This window comes from Arthrobacter sp. FX8 (assembly GCF_026723805.1).
GTDB lineage: Bacteria > Actinomycetota > Actinomycetes > Actinomycetales > Micrococcaceae > Arthrobacter.
In genome coordinates this window covers 2,480,183-2,500,374 of sequence record NZ_CP113505.1, presented here as the reverse complement: position 1 = coordinate 2,500,374, position 20,192 = coordinate 2,480,183, and the positions used below count along the sequence as shown (strand labels likewise).

Annotated in this window: 14 protein-coding genes, 2 tRNA genes and 3 pseudogenes; 13 read left to right on the top strand and 6 right to left on the bottom strand. The window is 67.0% G+C overall.

Annotated elements, in window-relative coordinates; genetic code table 11:
- The first annotated feature begins 12 nt into the window (after window positions 1-12).
- The 7 genes from OUO20_RS11520 (at window position 13) to OUO20_RS11490 (ending at window position 5,039) form a co-directional block, all read left to right on the top strand.
- On the top strand, window positions 13-2,070 hold the full coding sequence (locus OUO20_RS11520) for a DEAD/DEAH box helicase (protein ID WP_018769068.1): 2,058 nt from the start codon (window positions 13-15) through the stop codon (window positions 2,068-2,070).
- A gap of 295 nt (window positions 2,071-2,365) precedes the next feature.
- A tRNA-Thr gene (locus OUO20_RS11515) sits at window positions 2,366-2,436 on the top strand.
- Between the two features lie 60 nt (window positions 2,437-2,496).
- Window positions 2,497-2,570 (top strand) — tRNA-Met (locus tag OUO20_RS11510).
- 338 nt (window positions 2,571-2,908) lie between these two features.
- Entirely contained in the window at window positions 2,909-3,157 is a 249-nt protein-coding gene (locus OUO20_RS11505) for a hypothetical protein (RefSeq protein ID WP_056393080.1), read from the top strand.
- A 23-nt stretch (window positions 3,158-3,180) separates the two neighbouring features.
- Window positions 3,181-3,372, top strand: a complete 192-nt coding sequence (locus OUO20_RS11500) for a hypothetical protein (RefSeq protein ID WP_018769070.1) — start codon at window positions 3,181-3,183, stop codon at window positions 3,370-3,372.
- Window positions 3,373-3,557: 185 nt separating this feature from the next.
- The gene (gene yidC / locus OUO20_RS11495; RefSeq protein WP_268001759.1) at window positions 3,558-4,346 is read left to right on the top strand and encodes a membrane protein insertase YidC; all 789 of its coding nucleotides are present in this window, start codon (window positions 3,558-3,560) and stop codon (window positions 4,344-4,346) included.
- 138 nt (window positions 4,347-4,484) lie between these two features.
- Window positions 4,485-5,039 carry a dihydrofolate reductase family protein gene (locus OUO20_RS11490; protein WP_268001758.1) on the top strand — a complete coding sequence of 185 codons (555 nt, stop codon included), beginning with the start codon at window positions 4,485-4,487 and terminating at the stop codon, window positions 5,037-5,039.
- Here OUO20_RS11490 and OUO20_RS11485 read toward each other — a convergent pair.
- The 5 genes and pseudogenes from OUO20_RS11485 to OUO20_RS11465 all read right to left on the bottom strand — a co-directional run bounded on the left by OUO20_RS11485 (window position 5,024) and on the right by OUO20_RS11465 (window position 13,096).
- Window positions 5,024-6,234: pseudogene (locus tag OUO20_RS11485) on the bottom strand (MFS transporter). The gene OUO20_RS11490 and the pseudogene OUO20_RS11485 overlap by 16 nt on opposite strands.
- A gap of 45 nt (window positions 6,235-6,279) precedes the next feature.
- Window positions 6,280-7,077 (bottom strand): respiratory nitrate reductase subunit gamma, encoded by a 798-nt coding sequence (gene narI / locus OUO20_RS11480; RefSeq protein WP_268001757.1) that lies wholly within the window; start codon window positions 7,075-7,077, stop codon window positions 6,280-6,282.
- Window positions 7,078-7,079: 2 nt separating this feature from the next.
- Entirely contained in the window at window positions 7,080-7,700 is a 621-nt protein-coding gene (narJ, locus tag OUO20_RS11475) for a nitrate reductase molybdenum cofactor assembly chaperone (RefSeq protein ID WP_268001756.1), read from the bottom strand.
- A complete protein-coding gene (gene narH, locus OUO20_RS11470; RefSeq protein ID WP_268001755.1) occupies window positions 7,697-9,391 on the bottom strand; it encodes a nitrate reductase subunit beta in 1,695 nt (564 codons plus the stop codon). Before narH ends, narJ begins: the two co-directional genes overlap by 4 nt.
- Window positions 9,391-13,096, bottom strand: a pseudogene (locus OUO20_RS11465) (nitrate reductase subunit alpha). Before OUO20_RS11465 ends, narH begins: the two are co-directional and overlap by 1 nt.
- Window positions 13,097-13,201: 105 nt before the next feature.
- Here OUO20_RS11465 and OUO20_RS11460 point away from each other — a divergent pair.
- Complete coding sequence (locus OUO20_RS11460) at window positions 13,202-13,858, top strand: SDR family oxidoreductase (protein ID WP_018769078.1); 657 nt, start codon at window positions 13,202-13,204, stop codon at window positions 13,856-13,858.
- Window positions 13,859-13,889: 31 nt separating this feature from the next.
- Here OUO20_RS11460 and OUO20_RS11455 read toward each other — a convergent pair whose 3' ends face one another.
- On the bottom strand, window positions 13,890-15,113 hold the full coding sequence (locus tag OUO20_RS11455) for an ROK family transcriptional regulator (RefSeq protein ID WP_268001754.1): 1,224 nt from the start codon (window positions 15,111-15,113) through the stop codon (window positions 13,890-13,892).
- 96 nt (window positions 15,114-15,209) lie between these two features.
- Here OUO20_RS11455 and OUO20_RS11450 point away from each other — a divergent pair, with 96 nt between their 5' ends.
- The 5 genes and pseudogenes from OUO20_RS11450 (at window position 15,210) to OUO20_RS11430 (ending at window position 20,191) form a co-directional block, all read left to right on the top strand.
- Window positions 15,210-16,922, top strand: a complete 1,713-nt coding sequence (locus OUO20_RS11450) for a glycoside hydrolase family 13 protein (RefSeq protein ID WP_268001753.1) — start codon at window positions 15,210-15,212, stop codon at window positions 16,920-16,922.
- Between the two features lie 31 nt (window positions 16,923-16,953).
- A complete protein-coding gene (locus tag OUO20_RS11445; protein ID WP_268001752.1) occupies window positions 16,954-17,895 on the top strand; it encodes an aldo/keto reductase in 942 nt (313 codons plus the stop codon).
- Between the two features lie 168 nt (window positions 17,896-18,063).
- Window positions 18,064-18,927 (top strand): HpcH/HpaI aldolase/citrate lyase family protein, encoded by an 864-nt coding sequence (locus OUO20_RS11440; protein ID WP_134163680.1) that lies wholly within the window; start codon window positions 18,064-18,066, stop codon window positions 18,925-18,927.
- A 27-nt stretch (window positions 18,928-18,954) separates the two neighbouring features.
- Window positions 18,955-19,931: pseudogene (locus tag OUO20_RS11435) on the top strand (DUF2797 domain-containing protein).
- Window positions 19,932-19,966: 35 nt separating this feature from the next.
- Window positions 19,967-20,191, top strand: a complete 225-nt coding sequence (locus tag OUO20_RS11430) for a DUF3188 domain-containing protein (RefSeq protein ID WP_268001751.1) — start codon at window positions 19,967-19,969, stop codon at window positions 20,189-20,191.
- Window position 20,192 lies beyond the last annotated feature (1 nt).

Below are 20,192 nucleotides of genomic sequence, written 5' to 3'. Positions count from 1 at the left end.
GAATATCCCCCTATGCCCGAAAACCAGAACGAAACCACCGCCGTTGTTGAGGATGCCCCCGTGGCTCCCGCCGCCGAGGCTCCCGCAACCGCTCCCGCCGCCGAGGCTCCTGCCGCTGCGGACGCCCCTGCCGCTGAGGCAGAAGAAAACACCGTGAAGTTCGCCGACCTTGGCATCGACGGCCGCGTCCTGGCCGCCCTGCAGGACGTTGGCTACGAAAAGCCTTCCCCCATCCAGGCAGCAACCATCCCGCTGCTGCTTGAAGGCCGCGACGTCGTGGGCCTCGCCCAGACCGGCACCGGTAAGACTGCAGCATTCGCAGTACCGGCACTGTCCCGCCTGGCCGAGCTCCACGACCTCAACGGCCCGTCCCGCAAGACCCAGGCCCTGGTCCTGGCACCCACCCGCGAGCTGGCCCTCCAGGTGGCCGAGGCCTTCACCTCCTACGCCAAGCACATCGACGACTTCACCGTCCTGCCCGTCTACGGCGGCTCCGCCTACGGGCCCCAGCTGGCCGGCCTGCGCCGCGGCGCCCAAGTGGTTGTTGGTACCCCCGGCCGCGTGATCGACCACATCTCTAAGGGTTCCCTGGACCTGTCCGAACTCCAGTACCTGGTGCTGGACGAGGCCGACGAGATGCTGCGCATGGGCTTCGCCGAGGACGTTGAGCAGATCTTCCAGCAGACGCCGTCGGACCGCCAGGTGGCACTGTTCTCCGCCACCATGCCGAGCCAGATCCGCCGCATGTCCAAGCAGTACCTGAACGATCCCGCCGAGATCTCCGTCAAGTCCAAGACCACCACCGGCGCCAACACCCGCCAGCGGTACCTGCAGGTCATGGGCCCGCACAAGCTCGACGCCATGACCCGCATCCTCGAGGTGGAAGACTTCGACGGCGTCATCGCCTTCGTGCGCACCAAGATGGCCACCGAGGACCTTGCTGACAAGCTGAAGTCCCGCGGTTTCCAGGCCGCCGCCATCAACGGTGACATCCCGCAGCAGCAGCGCGAGCGCACTGTTGACGCGCTGAAGGAAGGCCGCATCGACATCCTGGTGGCCACCGACGTCGCCGCCCGTGGCCTTGACGTGGAACGCATCAGCCACGTCATCAACTACGACATCCCGCACGACACCGAGTCCTACGTGCACCGCATCGGCCGCACCGGCCGTGCAGGCCGTTCCGGTGACGCCATCCTGTTCATGACGCCGCGGGAGAAGTACCTGCTGCGTTCCATCGAAAAGGCCACCCGCCAGCCGGTGGAGCAGATGCACCTGCCCACGGCCGAGACCGTGAACACGTTGCGCCTGGGCAAGTTCGCCGAGCGCATCACCGAGACCCTCGCCTCCGAGGACGTCGCGGCGTTCCGGGACCTCATCGCGTCCTACGAGGAGGAGCACAACGTTCCCGCAGCAGAGATCGCTGCCGCCCTTGCCGTAATGGCGCAGGGCGGGCAGCCGCTGCTGGTCAAGGAACTGCCTGCCGCTCCTGAATTCCAGAAGCGCGAGCGCTCCAAGGACGGCTTCGGCTCACGTGGGCCGACCCGTGCGCTGACCGAGGGCAATGCCACCTACCGGATCGCGGTGGGACGCCGCCAGCGCGTCATGCCCGGCTCCATCGTGGGCGCCATTGCCAACGAAGGCGGCATCTCCTCCGCGCAGATCGGCGGCATCGACATCCGCTCGGACCACTCCCTGGTGGAGCTGCCCGCGGACCTGAGCCCCGACCAGCTGAAGGCCCTGTCCCGCACGCGGATCGGCGGCGAGCTGATCCACCTCGAACTGGACAACGGCCGCAAGCCGTCCGGTGACCGCGGTGCCTACCAGGGCAGCCGCGGCGGCGACCGGGGAGGCAACTTCAAGGGCAACGGCGGGTTCAAGAAGGAATTCCGCAAGAACGACGGCGAGCGGTCCTCCGCTGACCGCGGCGGCCGTTCGTACAGCGAGCGCTCCTTCAGCGACCGCGGCCAGTCGGGCGACTCCCGCTTCGGCGGCCACGGCGACGGCTCCCGCAAGCCCCGCAGCGGCAGCGAGGGCGGGCACCGCGACTTCAACCGCAAGGGCAAGTGGTAAACCCCCGGCGTTGAGGAATTGACGACGGCGATGGGCCGGCTTTCGAGCCGGCCCATCGGCGTTTAACCGTACTGGTGTGGGACTCGCCACATTCGGGCTCCGGCACGGTGGCGAGGGGCCCTGGGATGGCGCCTGCCGCCGTCGTCCGCCCTGCTTCCCATCACCCCTCCAGCCCCGGAATTCCGCGGAAAAACATGCTTCCGCAGCCCGGAAAAGCACTTGCCCGACCGTCCGGAAGGGGCTCCGGTCGCCGATTTGTTGGTGCGTAAATCTTCCGGTAGAGTATTTACTCGTTGCCCCCCTAGCTCAGTGGTAGAGCGCGTTCTTGGTAAGAACGAGGTCACCGGATCGATTCCGGTGGGGGCTCTGAATGAGGGCCTGCGTCAAGGCGGTTTGACCGGCTTGACGCAGGTTTTTCTCATTCGTGGCGGTGTAGCTCAGTTGGTTAGAGCGCACGACTCATAATCGTGAGGTCGGGAGATCGAGCCTCCCCACCGCTACAGGCTAAGCCCCCGGGATCCATGGATCCCGGGGGCTTTTCTGTTTGCTGCAAGTCCATCCATCTCTAGCGGCGTCTCGACTTCAAGGCACTTATCTAAGCGGCCGGTGTTGACTGCTCAGCATGCTTACTATTAGGTTGGACTGAGCAGAAAAGTGGCATATGTCACGCCATATTAGGGCCCGTCAGGGCACAACAGGCTGCTTGGCCTGTAGATAAAGTACCCAGCCGCTGGCTTTGACTCCCCAGCTGCTGGACGAGGCGGGTGGTTCCTTACGGCGGCCGCCCGCCTCACCACACCAGGAAGCTCCGTGGACGCCCTATTGGGAAGGTGGAAGCATGGGCACTACGTCATCTGACGGGCACGAGGGCTGGATTCTGCCTTGGTGGGGCTTCATCCTCGGCTTATGCCTGCTTATTCCAACCCTGGTGCGGTTCGATTGGGAAGGCTGGACCGGGGTCGATATTTTTTTCGCGGCAACAGGCACGGTTCTGGTCATCGCCTGCGTGAGCAGGCTTGGGATCATCCTGAGCCGTGCGCGGCACTATCGGGTGAAATCAGAAACTGAAGGGCGTGACGCTCTGTAGGCCCCGCAGGTCGAGATTGAGCCATGTCGTTCACCTACTTATCGATTTCTGCCGCGATTATCGTGGCCTCGCTGGTGCTGTACGATCAGTGGCTCATGGCAGACCAGCGGGGCAAAACCAGGCAGTACAAGAAGACACGCCTGATCAGCATGTGGATCGGCTTAGCCATGGGTGCGGCCTTCCTCTTCCTCTTCCTTTTCGTCCAAACAGACTGAAGATTCATCCTGCATGTCCCACACACGGGGCCGAGGGGCCGCTGAACGTCCTGTCTGCCCCCTTGGCCTTCCCCAAACCAATACCTGTCTGCGGCGGCCAAGCCCCCGGAATCCGCAAGGTTCCGGGGGCTTTCCTGTTTCCCGGATCCGCAGTAGCTTGGCAGCAATTGGCGGACGGGGGATCGGTGGACTTTTTCACGGCGGTGATGCAGCCGTTCCGGTGGCTGGTGTCCGCCATCATGGTGGCTTTCCACGACGGGCTGGCCGCCGTGGGCATGCCGGCGGCGGGCGGCTGGACCTGGACGCTGTCCATCATCGGGCTGGTCCTGGTCATCCGCGCAGCACTAATCCCGGTGTTCCTGGCCCAGGTGAGGGCCCAGCGCAGGATGCGGCTCCTGCAGCCGGACCTGAAGGAGCTCCATGACAGGTACAAGGGCAGGACAGACCCTGCGTCCCGGCAGGCCATGGCCCAGGAACAGATGGCCCTTTACAAAAAGCACGGCACCAACCCGTTCTCTGCATGCCTGCCGCTGTTGATCCAGGCACCGTTCTTCCTGGCGCTTTTCCAGGTGCTGTCAGGAGTTTCCAATGCATCCCGCCAGGGTGTGGGCATCGGGGTGATGGGCCACGACCAGGTGATCCAGTTCGACTCGTCCAGCATCTTCGGGGCACCTCTGTCAGCCTCCCTGCTGCACGGCGCAGGCGACCCGGCCGCCGTGGCTGTGCTCGCCGTCGTCATGATCCTGGTGATGATCGCCAGCCAATTCCTGACGCAGAAACTTGTGGCCGCACGGACCATGGACGGCCAGGACAGCGACAGTCTCCTGATGCGCCAGCAGCAAGTCCTGCTGTACGTCCTGCCCGTGGTCTTCGGCGTGGGCGGGATCTTCTTCCCCATCGGAGTCCTGGTCTACTGGACGGTTTCCAACCTCTGGACCCTGGGACAGCAGTACCTGGTGTCGCGGCAGCAGTAAGGCTTTGCCGGATGCTGCGGTCCTAGCCTTGTTCGCAATGACCCGAGTAGAAGGCACGGATGTGCGAACAAGCCCAGGAATGCCGCAAGCAGCGCCGAAAACCTATGCGGGCCTGATATCCGGCGGCAGAATGGGGCCATGGCGAAGCTGATCTACTCCGCAATCATGTCCCTCGACGGCTACACGGCAGACAAGGACGGCAACTTCAACTGGTCCGCGCCGGATGTGGAGGTCCACGGTTTCATCAACGACCTGGAGCGGGATGTGGGCACCTACCTCCTGGGGCGGCGGATGTACCAGGTGATGTCTGTCTGGGAAACCATGGGCACGTCCGGGGATCCTTCGGTGATCCAGGACTATGCCCGGATCTGGCAGGGGGCGGACAAGGTGGTGTACTCGACGACGCTGGCCATCGCTCCCACGCCCCGCACCAGGCTGGAGCGGCAGTTCCGCCCGGAGACGGTGCGGGACATGAAGGCCGGCACGGACAGGAACATCAGCATCGGCGGCCCCACGCTGACGGCACACGCCCTCAACGCCGGCCTGGTGGACGAATGCCAGTTCTTCATCACCCCGGTTGCCGTGGGCGGCGGCCTGCGCTTCCTGCCGGACGGACTGGAGGCCCGGCTGGAACTGCTGGAGGAACGCCCGTTCGGAAACGGCGTGGTGTACCTGCGCTACGGAGTCCTCTGAACCGCCGGCGCACCCGTCCTGGGCTGGACCGCGAAGAGGGTGAACAACAGGGCCACCAGCGCGGTGCCCACCAGCAGGAGCAGCCCGATCGAATAGCTGCGGGTCGCTGCGTCATAGGCGGCGCCCATGACCAGAGGGGGAAGTATCCGCCCAATCCGCCAGCGGCGCTCACGATGCCGCTGATGCTGCCCACCTTCCCCGCCGGTGACAGGACGCCGACCCACGCAAACACGCCGCCCGTTCCCAGACCCAGCGCCGCCGCCATGGCAACGAATGTGGCACCGGCGGGGACTTCGCCGTCGGGCCGCATGTTCACCACCCAGCCCAGGACCGCGACGGCGGCAAGGGCGGTGAGGACTACCGGTTTCGGGCCCAGCTTGTCAGCCAGGACCCCGCCCACCGGACGGGCCAGGACAGCGGCCAGGGCAAACCCGGCGGTCCGGGCGCCGGCGCCGGAGGGATCGAAACTGTACACGTCCCGCAGATAGGTGGGCAGGTAAGTGGCGAAGGAAACGAAACCGCCGAAGACCACGGCGTAGAGGAAGCACATCTTCCAGGTGACTGCCGTCCTGGCAGCGTCGAGGAGTTTGGGCAGCACCGGCAGGTGGCTGGGCGCCCAATCCGGGGATTCCTTCATGGCGAACCACACCAGCGCCGCCATCACGGCCAGGACGCCGGCGATCAGCAGGTGCGTCTGAAAGTATCCGATCCCGGCCACAAGCCGGGGATTCAGAAATGCCGCCAGCGCCGTGCCGCCCATCCCGGCGCCGAAGACACCGGTGGCGAACCCGCGGCGGGCTGGTTGGTACCAGGCGCTGACGAACGGGATCCCGACGGCGAAAACGGTCCCTGCCACGCCGAGCAGCAGCCCGGCCCCCAGTACCAGCGCGAAGGAACTCAGGAGGCCGCCGACCGACACCAGGAGGAGGGGAGGGATGGCGGCCAGGAGCACGAAGGTGAACATGGCCCTGCCGCCGTACTTGTCCGTGAGCGTGCCCACCACGATCCGTCCCAGCGAACCGACGAACACCGGCATGGCCACCAGGATCCCGGTGCTGGCCGGCGTCAGGGACAGGTTCTGGACGTAGAAGGCGCCCAGCGTGGCCACGGAGTTCCATGCCCAGAAACCTGCCACGGATGCCGCCGTCGCCAGCGCAAGGTTCAGCGCCCTCCAGGTGCCCGGCGCTGTGGTCATTCCGGCCACTTCCTGCTCCTCACCATGATCCAAACGCACCGCCGGTCAGCGGTTGCGGGTGTCCCTGTCCGGCGTGCCAACGGCGGACCAGCCCCGGCCCTTCGTTTCCCTGTCCCGCGAGCGGTAGACGATGTACGGGCGGAAAAGGTAGTGCAGGGGTGCCGTGAATGCGTGCACCAGGCGCGTGAACGGCCAGATGACGAACAGCGCCATGCCCACCAAGGTGTGCAGGTGGAAGGTTAACGGCGCAGCGGCCATCGCCGCGATGTCCGGCTGGAAGATGAACAGCGACCGGAACCACGGCGCCACCGTTTCCCGGTAGTTGTGCCCGTGTTCTCCATCGAACACACTGGCCAGGGTGGTCCACAGGCCAAGGACGATGGCCGCGGTCAGCACCACGTACATGGTCTTGTCGTTCCTGGTGGTCGCCATGAAGACCGGGCCGGTGGTGCGCCGCCGGTAGATCAGCAGCGCGATCCCGCCCAGCGTTCCCACCCCGGCGATGCCGCCCACCAGCAGGGCGTTGAAGTGGTAGAAGTCCTGGCTCATGCCCGCCGCCGCCGTCCAGGCCATCGGGATCACCAGGCCGAAGAAGTGCCCGGCGATGACCGCAAGCAGCCCGAAGTGGAAAAGCGGGGAGGCGATCCTCAGGAGCCGGGATTCGTAAAGCTGGGAGGACCGGGTGGTCCAGCCGAACTGGTCGTACCGGTAGCGCCACACCAGCCCGCCCACCAGCACCACCACCATGACATAGGGCAGGACGCCCCACAGGACGGTATCCCAGGCGTTGAGGACGACGGCGGGTCCCGGCTCCGCCACGGTGGACGCCTTGAGTGCGGGCATGGTCAGGCCCTCCTGACCGGCAAAAGCCGCGGGTCGTAGGGATCCAGTCCCACGCTTTCGGAGGGTGGACCGTATCCGGCCATGCGCATCACTTCCTGCTCGTCCTGGGGTGACTTCCCGGGCAAGGTGGCGCAGATGGCCGCCAGGATCGTGGCATGCGGCAGGTTGTCCCGAAGCAGCCCCAGCCGAAGCATCTCCAAGCTGGCCCGGTAACGCTTCAGCAGGGTGCGTCCGGCCGCGGAATCCACCCGGGCAGCGAATTCCAGCACCATGGGCAGGTAGTCGGGAAGTTCCCCGTCCAGGTCCACCAGGGCGCCGCTGTGCCGGTAGGCCTCCTTGAAGAAGCCCAGCACCTCACCGCGGCGCCGGGTGTCGCCATCGGTCCAGTAGCTCAAATGCAGCGGGTGCCGCCGGCCGAGATCGAACTCGCGGACATATTGGGCCTGCAGTTCCATGGGCGGGGTGGCCTCGAGAAGGTCCAGTACCGGCGCAAATGCCGGCAAAGCACCGGGAAACTCGGAAAGCGCTGCCCGGACCAGGGGAACCCGCTGCACCAGGTCCTCATCGGGATAGGACAGGCACCAGGCCGCTGCCAGGTACACCACCTGGTCGTGGCGGTTCACGGCCGGTCCTCCGCAGCGTCGAGGGTATCCGCTTCGTGCCCCTTGTCCGGGAACAGGCCGGGCGGCGCCCCGCGGCCGTCCCAGTTCAGCAGGTTCACCCTGCCCTTCAGGCCCGTCCCCGCGGAGACCTCGTCACTTGTCTGCCGGTCGCGCAGGGCGTGGAAGGTGTCCACGGCCACCGGGACGGGCCTGCCGCTCGCCTCCCCGAAGGGTGCCGAATCCTGCATGCCAGGGCCGCCGTCGAAATCCAGCGAGCAGCCCATCTCCTCCAGGTCGTGGGCCTGCTCCACGTGCGCCTTGGGAATGACGTACCGTTCGTCGTATTTGGCAATGGCCATCAGCCGGTACATCTCGTACATGGTCTGGCCGTCCATGCCCACGGCCTCGGGGATCGAGTCGTCCGGGTCGTTGCCGAGGCTGATGCCGCGCATGTAGGAACGCATGGCGGCCAGCTTCTTCAGTACGGCCGTGACCCGGTCCGCATCGCCCGCGGTGAACAGTTCCGCGAGATACTCCACCGGGATGCGCAGCGCATCAATGGCGCCAAAAAGATTGCCGTGGTCCTCGCCGTCGTGCCCCTGGTCCCGCAGCAGGTCCACAACGGGTGAGAGCGGCGGCACATACCAGACCATCGGCATGGTGCGGTACTCGGGGTGCAGCGGGAGTGCCACCTTGTAGACCTTGGCCAGGGCGTAGACCGGCGAGCGCCGCGCGGCGTCGATCCAGTCCTCGGGGATCCCCTGGGCGCGGGCCTCGGCCTGGACGGCGGGGTCGTTCGGGTCCAGCAGCACGTCCATCTGGGCGTCGTAGAGTTCCTTGGGGTCGGTGACCGCGGCCGCCGCGGTGACGGCGTCGGCGTCGTACAGGAACAACCCCAGGTACCGCAGCCGGCCCACGCAGGTCTCCGAACAGACCGTCGGCAGCCCCACCTCCACCCTTGGATAGCAGAAGGTGCACTTCTCGGCCTTGCCCGTCTTGTGGTTGAAGTAGATCTTCTTGTACGGGCAGCCGGTGACGCACTGCCGCCAGCCACGGCACTTGTCCTGGTCCACCAGCACAATCCCGTCCTCCACCCGCTTGTAGATCGCGCCGGAGGGGCAGGACGCCATGCAGGACGGGTTCAGGCAGTGCTCGCAGATCCGCGGCAGGTAGAACATGAACGTCTGCTCGTAGGCGAACTTGATCTTGTCCTCGGACTCGCGCCGCACCTTCTCCACGATCGGGTCCAGGTGGCCGTTTTCGGTGGAGCCGCCCAGGTCGTCGTCCCAGTTCGCGGACCACGTGATTTTCGTGTCTTTGCCGGTGATCAGGGACTTGGGCCGGGCCACCGGGAAGTCGTCGCCCAGCGGCGCGTCCACGAGGGTCTTGTAGTCGTAGGTCCACGGCTCGTAGTAGTCCTTGAGCTCGGGCTGGACGAGGCTGGCGAAGATCCCCAGGAGCTTCTTCACCCGGCCCCCGGCTTTCAGCACCAGCTTGCCGCGCTTGTTCAGCACCCAGCCGCCGTGCCACCTCTCCTGGTCCTCGTAGCGGCGCGGATACCCCTGCCCGGGCCGGGTTTCCACGTTGTTGAACCAGACGTACTCGGTGCCCGCACGGTTGGTCCAGGCCTGCTTGCAGGTCACGGAACAGGTGTGGCAGCCGATGCATTTGTCCAGGTTCATGACCATGCCCATTTGAGCCATGACACGCATCAGTACTGCACCTCCTGGGAACGACGGCGGACGGTGGCAACCATGTCGCGCTGGTTCCCGGTGGGGCCGAGGTAGTTGAACGCGTAGGCCAGCTGGGCGTAGCCGCCGATCAGGTGCGAAGGCTTGACCAGCAGCCGGGTCACCGAGTTGTGGATGCCGCCGCGCCGTCCCGTGGCTTCAGACTTCGGTACGTCGATGGTGCGTTCCTGTGCGTGGTGGACGTAGACCACGCCGGCCGGCATCCGGTGGCTGACGATCGCCCGGGCCACCAGGACCCCGTTGATGTTCAGGCACTCCACCCAGTCGTTGTCCTTGACCTGGATCGCCTCGGCGTCGGCGGGGCTCATCCAGACCGTGGGGCCGCCGCGGGAGAGCGAGAGCATGAGCAGGTTGTCCTGGTATTCGGAGTGGATGGACCACTTGGAATGCGGCGTCAGGTACCGGACCACCACTTCCAGCTCCCCATTCCGGCCCAGTTTGGGTTCGCCGAAGAGCCGGTGCATGTCCAGCGGCGGCCGGTAGATGGGCAGCCCCTCGCCGATGTCCGTGATCCAGTCGTGGTCCAGGAAGAAATGCATCCGCCCCGTCAGGGTATGGAAGGGCTTGAGCCGTTCGATGTTGATGGTGAACGGGGCGTAGCGCCGGCCGCCCGTTTCGGAGCCTGACCATTCCGGCGACGTGATCACGGGGACCGGTCCGGCCTGGGTCTGGGCGAAGGTGATGAACTTTTCCTCGGAGCCCTCGGACAGGTCCGCCAGCTTCCTTCCGGTGCGGACTTCGAGGTCTTTGAAGCCCTGCACGGACAGCGCACCGTTGGTGGTGCCGGAGAAGGCCAGGATGGCCTCGGCCATTTTCGCGTCGGTGTCGATCGCCGGCCGCCCGTCCGCTGCGCCGCCGAGCATCACGCCGTTGGAACGGCTGAGCCGCTCCAACGGGCCGGCGAGTTTGTACGTGACGTTCTTGACGGTGAAACCGAGCTTGTCGGCCAGGGGCCCGACGGCGGCGAGCTTGTCCGCGATGGCCGTGTAGTCCCGCTCCACCACCGAAAAGGCGGGCATGTTCTGGCCCGGTACGGCGGGAATGTCCGTGTCACGCCAGTCCCGCACGATCCCCCGGGCTGGGCCAGCTGGCCCGGGGTGTCGTGCTGCAGCGGCACGCTGACCAGGTCCCGGCGGACGCCCAGGTGGGTCTTGGCCATCCGGGAGAACTCCCCGGCCAGCAGGTGGAACATCTCGAAGTCCGTTTTGGTTTCCCACGGCGGGTCGATTGCTGGGGTGAAGGCGTGCACAAACGGGTGCATGTCCGTGGAGGACAGGTCGTGCTTCTCGTACCACGTGGCGGCCGGGAACACGACGTCGGAGAGCAGCGTGGTGGAGGTCATCCGGAAGTCCGCGGAGACCAGGAAGTCCAGCTTTCCTTCCGGCGCCTTTTCGTGCCACTTCACATCCTTGGGTTTAAGTCCCTCGGCATCCGTGCCCAGGACGTTGTTGTGGGTGCCCAGCAGGTTCCGCAGGAAGTACTCATTGCCCTTGGCGGAGGAACCGAACAGGTTGGAGCGCCACAGGATCAGCGTGCGCGGCCAGTTCTCCGGGGCGTCCACGTCCTCGATGGCCGGGTTCAGTGTCCGGTTCTTGAGTGCGTCCGCGATATAGCTGGGGGTGTCCTTGGCGGTTCCGGCGGCGACGGCGGCCTCCGCCTCGTCGGCGAGGTCCAGGGGGTTGCGGTCGAACTGCGGGTAAAACGGCATCCATCCAAGCCGCGCGGACTGGGCGATGGCGTCCGCGGTGTGCAGGCCGTCCAGGGCGCCGGTGGACAACGGGGACTTCAGCGCATCCGCTGAATATCCGTCCTGGCGCCACTGGTCCGTGTGCATGTACCAGTACCCGGTGCCGATCATGGTGCGCGGCGGCCTGGACCAGTCCAGGGCATTGGCCAGCGACACCCAGCCGGTGATGGGGCGGGTCTTTTCCTGCCCCACGTAGTGCGCCCAGCCGCCCCCGTTCCGTCCCATGCAGCCGGTCAGCATCACCAGCGCCAGGATGGCCCGGTACGTGGTGTCGCCGTGGAACCATTGGCAGATGCCGGCGCCCATGATGATCATGGACCGGCCCTTGGACTGCTCGGCGTTGCGGGCGAACTCGCGGGCCACCCGGATGCAGGCCTGGGCGGGTACGGAGGTGATCTCCTCCTGCCATGCCGGGGTGTAGGGCGTGGCGGCGTCGTCATAGCTGGCGGCCCAATCCCCGGGCAGCCCGTCGCGGCCCACTCCGTACTGCGCGAGCATGAGGTCGAACACCGTGGTGGCCAGCTGGCCTTCCACCTCGATGACGGGCACGCCGCGGCGGAGCACGCTGCCGGTGCCGTCCGCCTGCTCGAAGCACGGGAGCAGGACCTCGGCGCTTTCTCCCGAGACCTCCCGCAGCGACAGCGCCGGTTCCATCCCCTCGAGGTCCAGGTTCCACTTGCCCTCGCCGCTGCCGGAGTAGCGGAAGCCCAGGGACCCGTTGGGGACGGCCGGACGGGCGGCCTTCTTGTCGAACAGGACGGTGCGGAACGCAGCGTCCTCTGCCCCGGACTCCGCCGGGATGTCACGCGCAGTGAGGAATTTTGACGGCGTCAGCGCGCCGTCGTCGTTCCTCACCAGCCGGACCAGGAACGGAAGGTCCGTGTACTGCTTCACGTAGTCGGTGAAGAACGGCACGTCCCGGTCCACGAAGAATTCCTTCAGCATGACGTGCCCCATCGCCATCGCCAGGGCAGCGTCCGTTCCCGCCTGGGCGGGAAGCCATTCGTCCGCGAACTTGGTGTTGTCCGCATAGTCCGGGCTGACCGTGACCACCTTGGTGCCGCGGTACCGCACCTCGGCCATCCAGTGCGCGTCCGGAGTTCGGGTGACCGGGACGTTCGATCCCCACATCATGAGGTAGCGCGCGTCCCACCAGTCACCGGACTCGGGAACGTCGGTCTGGTCCCCGAACACCTGCGGGCTGGCGACAGGCAGGTCAGCGTACCAGTCGTAGAAGGACGTCATCACCCCGCCGATCAGCTGGATGAAGCGCGTACCGACGGCGTGCGAAACCATTGACATGGCCGGGATGGGGGAGAAGCCGGCGCAGCGGTCCGGGCCGTAGGTCTTGATGGTGTTCACGTGGGCGGCGGCGGCAATCTCGATCGCTTCCTGCCAGGAGACCCGGACCAGGCCGCCCTTGCCGCGGGCCTGCTGGTAGCGCCGGCGCTTGTCCGGGTCGGCCGCTATCTCGGCGAAGGCCAGGACCGGGTCGCCCAGGCGTGCTTTCGCTTCCCGGTACATCTCCACCAGTACACCGCGTGCGTAGGGAAAGCGGACCCGGGTGGGGGAGTAGGTGTACCACGAAAAGGCTGCCCCGCGCGGGCAGCCTCTCGGTTCGTATTCGGGACTGTCAGGGCCCACCGACGGGTAGTCGGTCTGCTGGGATTCCCAGGTGATGATGCCGTCCTTGACGTACACCTTCCAGGAGCAGGAACCGGTGCAGTTCACCCCGTGGGTGGAGCGGACCACCTTGTCGTGGCTCCACCGGTCGCGGTAGAAGATGTCGCCCTTGCGGCCCCCTCCCGGAAGACGGCCCTGCCGTCGTCGGTCTGGTCCCACCGGGTAAAGAAACGGCCCAGCTTCAACATTGCTTCTGATGCGGGTCCATCTAACCCCGCACGGGGTCCGGCAGCCATGCCCCCAAGCTAGGCGGGAGCCGGAAACGCGGAACAGGGCACAAAGGCCCTGTTCCGTGGACCATGGCTGCTCCGAATCCCTCCCGGGGCGGGCAGAATGGGTGCATGACACGCATCGCCATCATCGGCGGCCACGGGAAAGTGGCCCTCCTCCTGTCCCAGCTCCTCACCGGCGAGGGCCACTCCGTCACCTCGTTCATCCGCAATCCGGACCATGCGGACGACGTCGCCGCCACTGGCGCCACGCCGTCGGTCCTGGACGTGGAAAATGCCACGACGGCGGCCATCGCCGATGCCTTGGCCGGGCATGACGCCGTGGTCTGGTCCGCCGGGGCTGGCGGCGGCAACCCCGGCCGCACCTACGCGGTGGACAGGGACGCTGCCATCCGCTCCATGGATGCGGCGGCCCAGGCAGGGGTGGACCGGTACGTGATGGTGTCCTACTTCGGTGCGGGCAAGGACCACGGAGTGCCGGAAGACAACAGTTTCTTCGCCTACGCCGAAGCCAAGGCGGCCGCTGACGAGTACCTGCGCGGCAGCGGGCTGGCGTGGACCATCCTGGGCCCCGGGGCACTGACCGACAAGCCGGGGACCGGGCTGATCGACGTGGACCCGTCGCCGGATGGGGACCGTGACACGTCACGTGCCAACACGGCGATCGTGGCCGCGGCGGTGCTGGACCTGCCCCAGACCGCAGGCCGGACCATCGAGTTCCGCGACGGCACGCTGCCGGTGGCAGCGGCCCTGGAACCGGGCGCGTAGACCCCGGCGGGCAAGGGGCGCGTGGCCTCGGTTATGCCGGGGCGACCGGCGCGGCCAGCTCCAGGTCCAGGTCCAGGTCCAGGGAATTCTGCTCCACGTAGTCCAGGGCGCAGCGCACGGCACCCACCGTGACGATTGAGTCGCCCAGCGGGGAGACCGCCACCCGCGCGGGGGTGGCGGTGAAGTCTTTCAGGCGCTCGCTGATGGGTGCAAGGAGTACGCCCGCGGAATCGGCCACCCCGCCGCCGATCACCACCAGCTCCGGATTGAGCAGGGTGGCTACGGTTCCCACCACCCGTGCCATCCTGTCCGTCAGCCGGTCCATGATGCCAAGAGCCACGGCGTCGCCCTGTTCCGCCGCCGCAAAGACCTGCTCAGCTTCCAACCGCCCGTGGGGGACGGAGCGGAGGGCGGTGGGGACCGGGGTGGCCAGGGCTTCGGCGGCCCAGGTCCGCGCCAGGTGGGCGATGCCGTAGGTGTCGCCCACGCCTTCCACCAGGTCCAGGTACGCCAGCTCCCCGGCGCTGCCCCGCGTTCCGTGGACCAGCCGGCCGCCCTCCACGATGCCCGAACCCAGCCGTTCGCTGGCCAGGATCACCACCACGTCGTCAATTCCCGCGGCCGCCCCCTGCCAGCGTTCGCCCAGGGCCGCAAGGTTGGCGTCGTTTTCCAGCAGCACCGTCCAGCCCCGGGTTTCCTTGAGGGCCGCCCCCAGTCCCAGGTCGAACAGCCCCCAGAACTTCTGCGTGGCCACCACCTCCCCGTGCCGGTCCACCGGTGCGGCAACTCCGGCGCAGACGGCCAGTACCCGGCCGGGCTCCGTTCCTGCGGACCGCAGGGCCGCCTGGGCTACGCCGTCGATGAAGGCTATGCGTTCCCGGGAACCAACGTCTCCCGCCTGGAAAGGCCGGCTGGACCGTCCCAATGTCTTGCCCCGGAGGTCGGAAACCACCACGGTGACCTTTGAATAGCCGATGTCCATGCCCAGGACCACGCCTGCGCGCTCGTTGAGTTCGAACCGGCGGGCGGGGCGGCCCTTGTGGTACCCGCCGAACTCGCGCTGGTTTTCCCGCTCCAGGACCCAGCCGCGCCGGACCAGGTCCTCGCAGACGGCGATGGTGGTGGCGCGGGTCAGGCCCGTGGCGGCCATGACGTCCGTGACGGTCACCGCGGCCGAGGCGCGGAGGAATTCGAGCACCGCGCCGGCACTGACCCGCCGCAGCAACTGGGGAGTCGCCGGAACCAGTTCAGGCATGCTGTTGACCTTCCTGAGCAAAGCACCAGATAATACTTGGGGAAGTAAATTTAGATTCAATATAAATGTACCTGCTGCAAAGAAAAGGACCACCCCTTGTCCACCACTGCCACGCTGGCAACCCTGTCCGACTCCGACCGTCCGGCCGACCCCAACTGGTGGCGCCAGGCCTCCGTATACCAGATCTACCCGCGCAGCTTTGCCGATTCCAACGGCGACGGCATCGGTGACCTGAAGGGCATCACCGCCAAGGTCCCGTACCTGAAGTCGCTGGGCATCGACGCCGTCTGGCTGAGCCCGTTCTACCCCTCCGCGCTCGCCGACGGCGGCTACGACGTGGACGACTACCGCGACGTGGATCCCAAGCTGGGCACCCTGGACGACTTCGACGAGATGGCCAAGGCCCTCCACGAAGCCGGCATCAAACTCATTGCCGACATCGTCCCCAATCACTCCTCCAACCGGCACAAGTGGTTCCAGGAAGCCCTGGCCTCGCCGAAGGGTTCGCCGGCCCGCGACCGCTACATCTTCCGTGACGGCAAGGGCTCCAACGGTGAGTTCCCGCCGTCGGACTGGGACTCTGTGTTCGGCGGCCCCGCCTGGGAGCGCATCACCGAACCGGACGGCACCCCGGGCCAGTGGTACATGCACATCTTCGCCAAGGAGCAGCCGGACCTGAACTGGTCCAACCGCGAGATCCGGGATGACTTCCTGAAGACGCTGCGGTTCTGGTCCGACCGCGGCGTGGACGGTTTCCGCGTCGATGTGGCCCACGCCCTCACCAAGGACCTCACCGAGCCGCTGCTCTCCAAGCTGGAACTGAGCGCCGCCAACACCGGAGTGGACGGATTCGACGACGGGACGCACCCGTTCTGGGACCGCGACGAAGTGCACGAGATCTACGCCGAATGGCGCGAGGTGTTCAACGAGTACAACCCGCCGCGCACCGCCGTCGCCGAAGCCTGGGTGCACGCCACCAGGCGTGCCCGCTATGCCAGCCCCCAGGGCCTGGGACAGGCGTTCAACTTCGACCTGCTGCAGGCCGACTTCGACGCCGCCGAGTTCAAGGAGATCATCACCCGCAACCTGGCCGAGGCTGCCGCCACCGGCGCCTCCTCCACGTGGGTGTTCTCCAACCACGACGTGGTACGGCACGCCACCCGCTACGGGCTGCCGCAGGTGGCCAAGGAAAAGGCCGGCGCCAAGGGCCAGGACGGCAAGGACTGGCTGCTGGCCGGCGGCCCCAAGGACCAGCTGGACGTTGACCTGGGCGAGCGCCGTGCGCGGGCCGCCACCCTCCTGATGCTCGCCGTTCCCGGCTCCGCGTACCTGTACCAGGGCGAGGAACTGGGCCTGCAGGAAGTGGCCGAGATTCCCGAATCGGAACGGCAGGACCCGTCCTTCTACCGCAACAAGGGCGTGGAGATTGGCCGCGACGGCTGCCGCGTGCCGCTGCCCTGGAAGGTGGAAGGCACCTCCTTCGGCTTCGGCGACGGCGGCTCCCACCTGCCGCAGCCGGATTGGTTCAGCAAGTACGCCGTGGAGGCCCAGGACGGCACCGAAGGTTCCACCCTGGAGCTCTACCGCGAGGCCCTGAAGCTCCGCCGTGAACTGCAGACGGACGAGGACCTCGAATGGGTTGACAACGGCAACCCGGACGTCCTGCACTTCAAGCGCCCCAACGGGTGGCAGTCCGTGACCAACTTCGGGAACACCGCTGTCGACCTTCCGGCCGGCAAGGTGCTGGTCAGCAGCGGCCCGCTGGAGGACGGCAAGCTGCCGGCCAACACCACCGCGTGGTTGCGCTGATGGGCGTGAACCGCCGGCGTGGGCGGGCCTGATGCAGGAGGTCATCTACGGATGCATGGGACTGGGCGGCAGCTGGTCTGACGAACCACATGGCAGCCACCATGTGGACCAGGCCGCCGCTGCCGTCCAGGCCGCCCTGGACGCCGGGATCACCCTGTTCGACCACGCGGACATCTACCGCAGCGGCAAGTCCGAGGCGGTGTTCGGCGAGGTCATGGCCGCCACTCCGGGTCTGCGGGAACGGATCCGGCTGCAGACCAAATGCGGCATCCGGCTGAACGAACGCGGCCTTCAGACCCACTACGACCTGAGCCGGGACGCCATCCTGGAACGGGTCAACGGCAGCCTGGAACGGCTCCGGACGGACTACGTGGACATCCTCCTGCTGCACCGCCCGGACCCCCTGGCGGACCCCGCGGAGGTGGCCTCCGCCGTCGGGCAGCTCATGGACGAAGGCAAGGTCCGGCAACTGGGCGTGTCCAACATGTCCGCAGCGCAGATCGAGGCGCTGCGGGACCGGCTGGAGACCCCGGTGGTTGCCAACCAGCTGGAAATGAGCCTGCTCAAGCGGGCATGGCTGGAAAGCCAGGTCCTGGTCAACCACCCGGAGCACCTGGACTACAGCTTCCCGCACGGGACGCTTGAGTATTGCACCCGGAACAACATCACCCTGCAGGCGTACGGCGCCCTGGCCCGCGGCGTCTACACCGGCGCCGAACCGGACAGTCCCACCTCAGCCGATGCGGCAACGGCCGAACTCGTGGCGGGGCTTGCGGGGGAGTACGGCACCTCCGGCGAGGGTGTCCTGCTGGGCTGGCTGATGAAGCACCCGGCCGGAATCGCGCCGGTCATCGGGACCGTCAACCCGGACCGCATCCGGGCCTGCGGCGACGCAGCCCGGGTGGCGCAGGCCCTCACCCGCGCCGACTGGTACAAACTCTGGGTCACGGCTCGCGGGAGCAACATCCCCTGACCCTTCCCATGCGGGCAGCAGCAAGGGCCGTTGTGCAGGTCACAACGGCCCTTTCTGCTGCCCGCATTTAACCGGAGACACAGTCATATCCCGTTTAGTTCGTATTGATCCTCACAAGCTGGCCGATTTCTTCGCCTTGCCGCTTGCGGGGCGGATACTGTAGAAAGCATGACGTCTACCATCGCCGCCGAAACTGTTAGGCCGGAACGCAATATCCCCGCAGAGATCGCCCGTTCCTGGCTGCTGGTCAATGCCATGAAGCCGGAGCTGTTCGACCAGTCGGCCGTTTCCCGCGCCGATTCGATCATCCTGGATATTGAAGATGCGGTGGACCCGTCCCAGAAAGACCAGGCCCGCGCCAACGTGATCGACTGGCTGACCGGCGGCGGCAAGGCCTGGGTGAGGATCAATGACGCCACCAGCCCGTTCTGGGCTGATGACCTTGCCGGGCTGCGCGGCACCCCGGGCCTGCTGGGCGTCATGCTCGCCAAGACCGAATCCGCGGACCAGGTCACCGAGAGCTTCCACCGCATGGACGGCAAGACCCCCGTGATCCCGTTGGTGGAATCCGCCCTGGGCATCGAGGAAGCCAACCATATCGCCAAGGCCCAGGGTGCGTTCCGCCTGGCCTTCGGTTCCGGCGACTTCCGCCGCGATACCGGCATGGCCGCCACCCCGGAGGCCATGGCCTACCCGCGGGCCAAGCTCGTGGTCGCCAGCCGGGTGGGCAACCTGCCGGGCCCCATCGACGGCCCCACCGTCGGCACCAACCACCCCATCCTGCGCGAGCAGACCGGGATCACCGTGATGATGGGCATGACCGGCAAGCTTTGCCTGGCCATTGACCAGACGCCGGTGATCAACGAGGTCATCAGCCCCACGCCGTCGGACGTCGCGTGGGCCACCGACTTCATGAACGACTTCGAAGCCAACGGCCGCGTCATCCGTGACGGCTCCGACCTGCCCCGCCTTGGCCGCGCCGAGAAGATCATGAAGCTCGCCGTAGCCTTCGGGGTGCAGCCCGCGCTGTAGCACCCACCCGCCACTTCAGGAGACCCCGTGACCGATACCCGCTATCTGGTCCACGGGGTCTTTTGGGATGCGCTGCCGGGTTCCAGGGCGCCGGAGGGTTCCAGGGCGCCGGAGGGTTCCAGGGCCGCGGACGACGGCGGCGGCGCGGTTTTGCGCCTCCAGTCACCGGAGGGGGACTTCCGTCAGCTCAGCCTTAGCCCCGGCCGGCGCCTCGGCTTCGAGGTGGTGGAACCGGGCAGGTCCTGCCTGGGCCACATCCGGGTCCAGTCGGCAACCTCGCGGAGCCACGTCCTCTGCGCCTCCGCTGCCCCGGCCCTGCGGGGAAAGCAGTGCGAGCGGTGCTTTGTGCTGGACGAGTCCCGGCTCATGCACGACTTCCACCGGGGCGGCAGGGTCACTCCGGGCCTCCGTGACTACCTGATGCAGGAACACTGGCTGTACATTGCCACGTTCGCGGGCGGTGCCACCAAGGTGGGAACGGCCTCCGGCCCGCGAAAGTGGAACAGGCTCGCGGAGCAGGGGCCGCTGCGGCCGCTTATGTTGCCCGGGCCCGGGACGGCCGGGTGGTGCGGATCCTGGAGGACCTGGTGACAGCCGAGGTGGGCCTGACGCAGCAGGTGCGGTCCGCAGCCAAAGCGGACGCCCTCCTGCAGCCGCTCCCGGAACGGGACCTGCAGTCCGCCAACGCCCGCGCGGCCGGCGAGGTGCGCACACTGCTGGCACGCACCGCCGTCGACGGTTTTGTAACTGTGGAGGAGCAGTGGGCGAGGCCGGCGCACGCTGAAGCCCTCTACGGGCCCGCCAAACGCCATGCCTACCCGCACGCGCTGGACCAGGGGCAGCACGGCTTCACGGTCACTGCCCTGAGCGGGGCAAATGCTCTGGCCCGGCTGGATGGAACGGACGCCGCGTTCGTGGTCAACCTCTCCCAACTGGCCGCCCGGACCATCATCCTGGGCGGCTACGCCTCGGAGGTCCCGGCGGTGCAGGAATCCCTGTTCTAGCGGGATCCGGCAGGCCCGGCGGGTAGACTTGCACGGTGCTGAACGAATTCTGGGCCACCGCGCCAACCCGTTACAAAGTCCTGGTCTTCGGCGCGATGGGACTGATCGCCGTCGGCATCATCCTGAACATCATCGGCAACACCGGCGGCAACCAAACGCTGGCCTGGGCCTCCCTGCCGCTGATCGGACTGGGCCTTGTCCTGCACGTCGTGGGCATCGTGGTCCGCGGCCAGGCCATCCGGAAGAACCTGCGCCGGTAGC

What these genes read in the sequence shown, in the direction of transcription:
- OUO20_RS11520 (WP_018769068.1), top strand. Translation starts at nt 13, where the DNA reads ATGCCCGAAAACCAGAACGAAACCACCGCCGTTGTTGAGGATGCCCCC.
- OUO20_RS11505 (WP_056393080.1), top strand. Translation starts at nt 2,909, where the DNA reads ATGGGCACTACGTCATCTGACGGGCACGAGGGCTGGATTCTGCCTTGG.
- OUO20_RS11500 (WP_018769070.1), top strand. Translation starts at nt 3,181, where the DNA reads ATGTCGTTCACCTACTTATCGATTTCTGCCGCGATTATCGTGGCCTCG.
- OUO20_RS11490 (WP_268001758.1), top strand. Translation starts at nt 4,485, where the DNA reads ATGGCGAAGCTGATCTACTCCGCAATCATGTCCCTCGACGGCTACACG.
- narI (WP_268001757.1), bottom strand. Translation starts at nt 7,077, where the DNA reads ATGCCCGCACTCAAGGCGTCCACCGTGGCGGAGCCGGGACCCGCCGTC.
- narH (WP_268001755.1), bottom strand. Translation starts at nt 9,391, where the DNA reads ATGCGTGTCATGGCTCAAATGGGCATGGTCATGAACCTGGACAAATGC.
- OUO20_RS11460 (WP_018769078.1), top strand. Translation starts at nt 13,202, where the DNA reads ATGACACGCATCGCCATCATCGGCGGCCACGGGAAAGTGGCCCTCCTC.
- OUO20_RS11455 (WP_268001754.1), bottom strand. Translation starts at nt 15,113, where the DNA reads ATGCCTGAACTGGTTCCGGCGACTCCCCAGTTGCTGCGGCGGGTCAGT.
- OUO20_RS11445 (WP_268001752.1), top strand. Translation starts at nt 16,954, where the DNA reads ATGCAGGAGGTCATCTACGGATGCATGGGACTGGGCGGCAGCTGGTCT.
- OUO20_RS11440 (WP_134163680.1), top strand. Translation starts at nt 18,064, where the DNA reads ATGACGTCTACCATCGCCGCCGAAACTGTTAGGCCGGAACGCAATATC.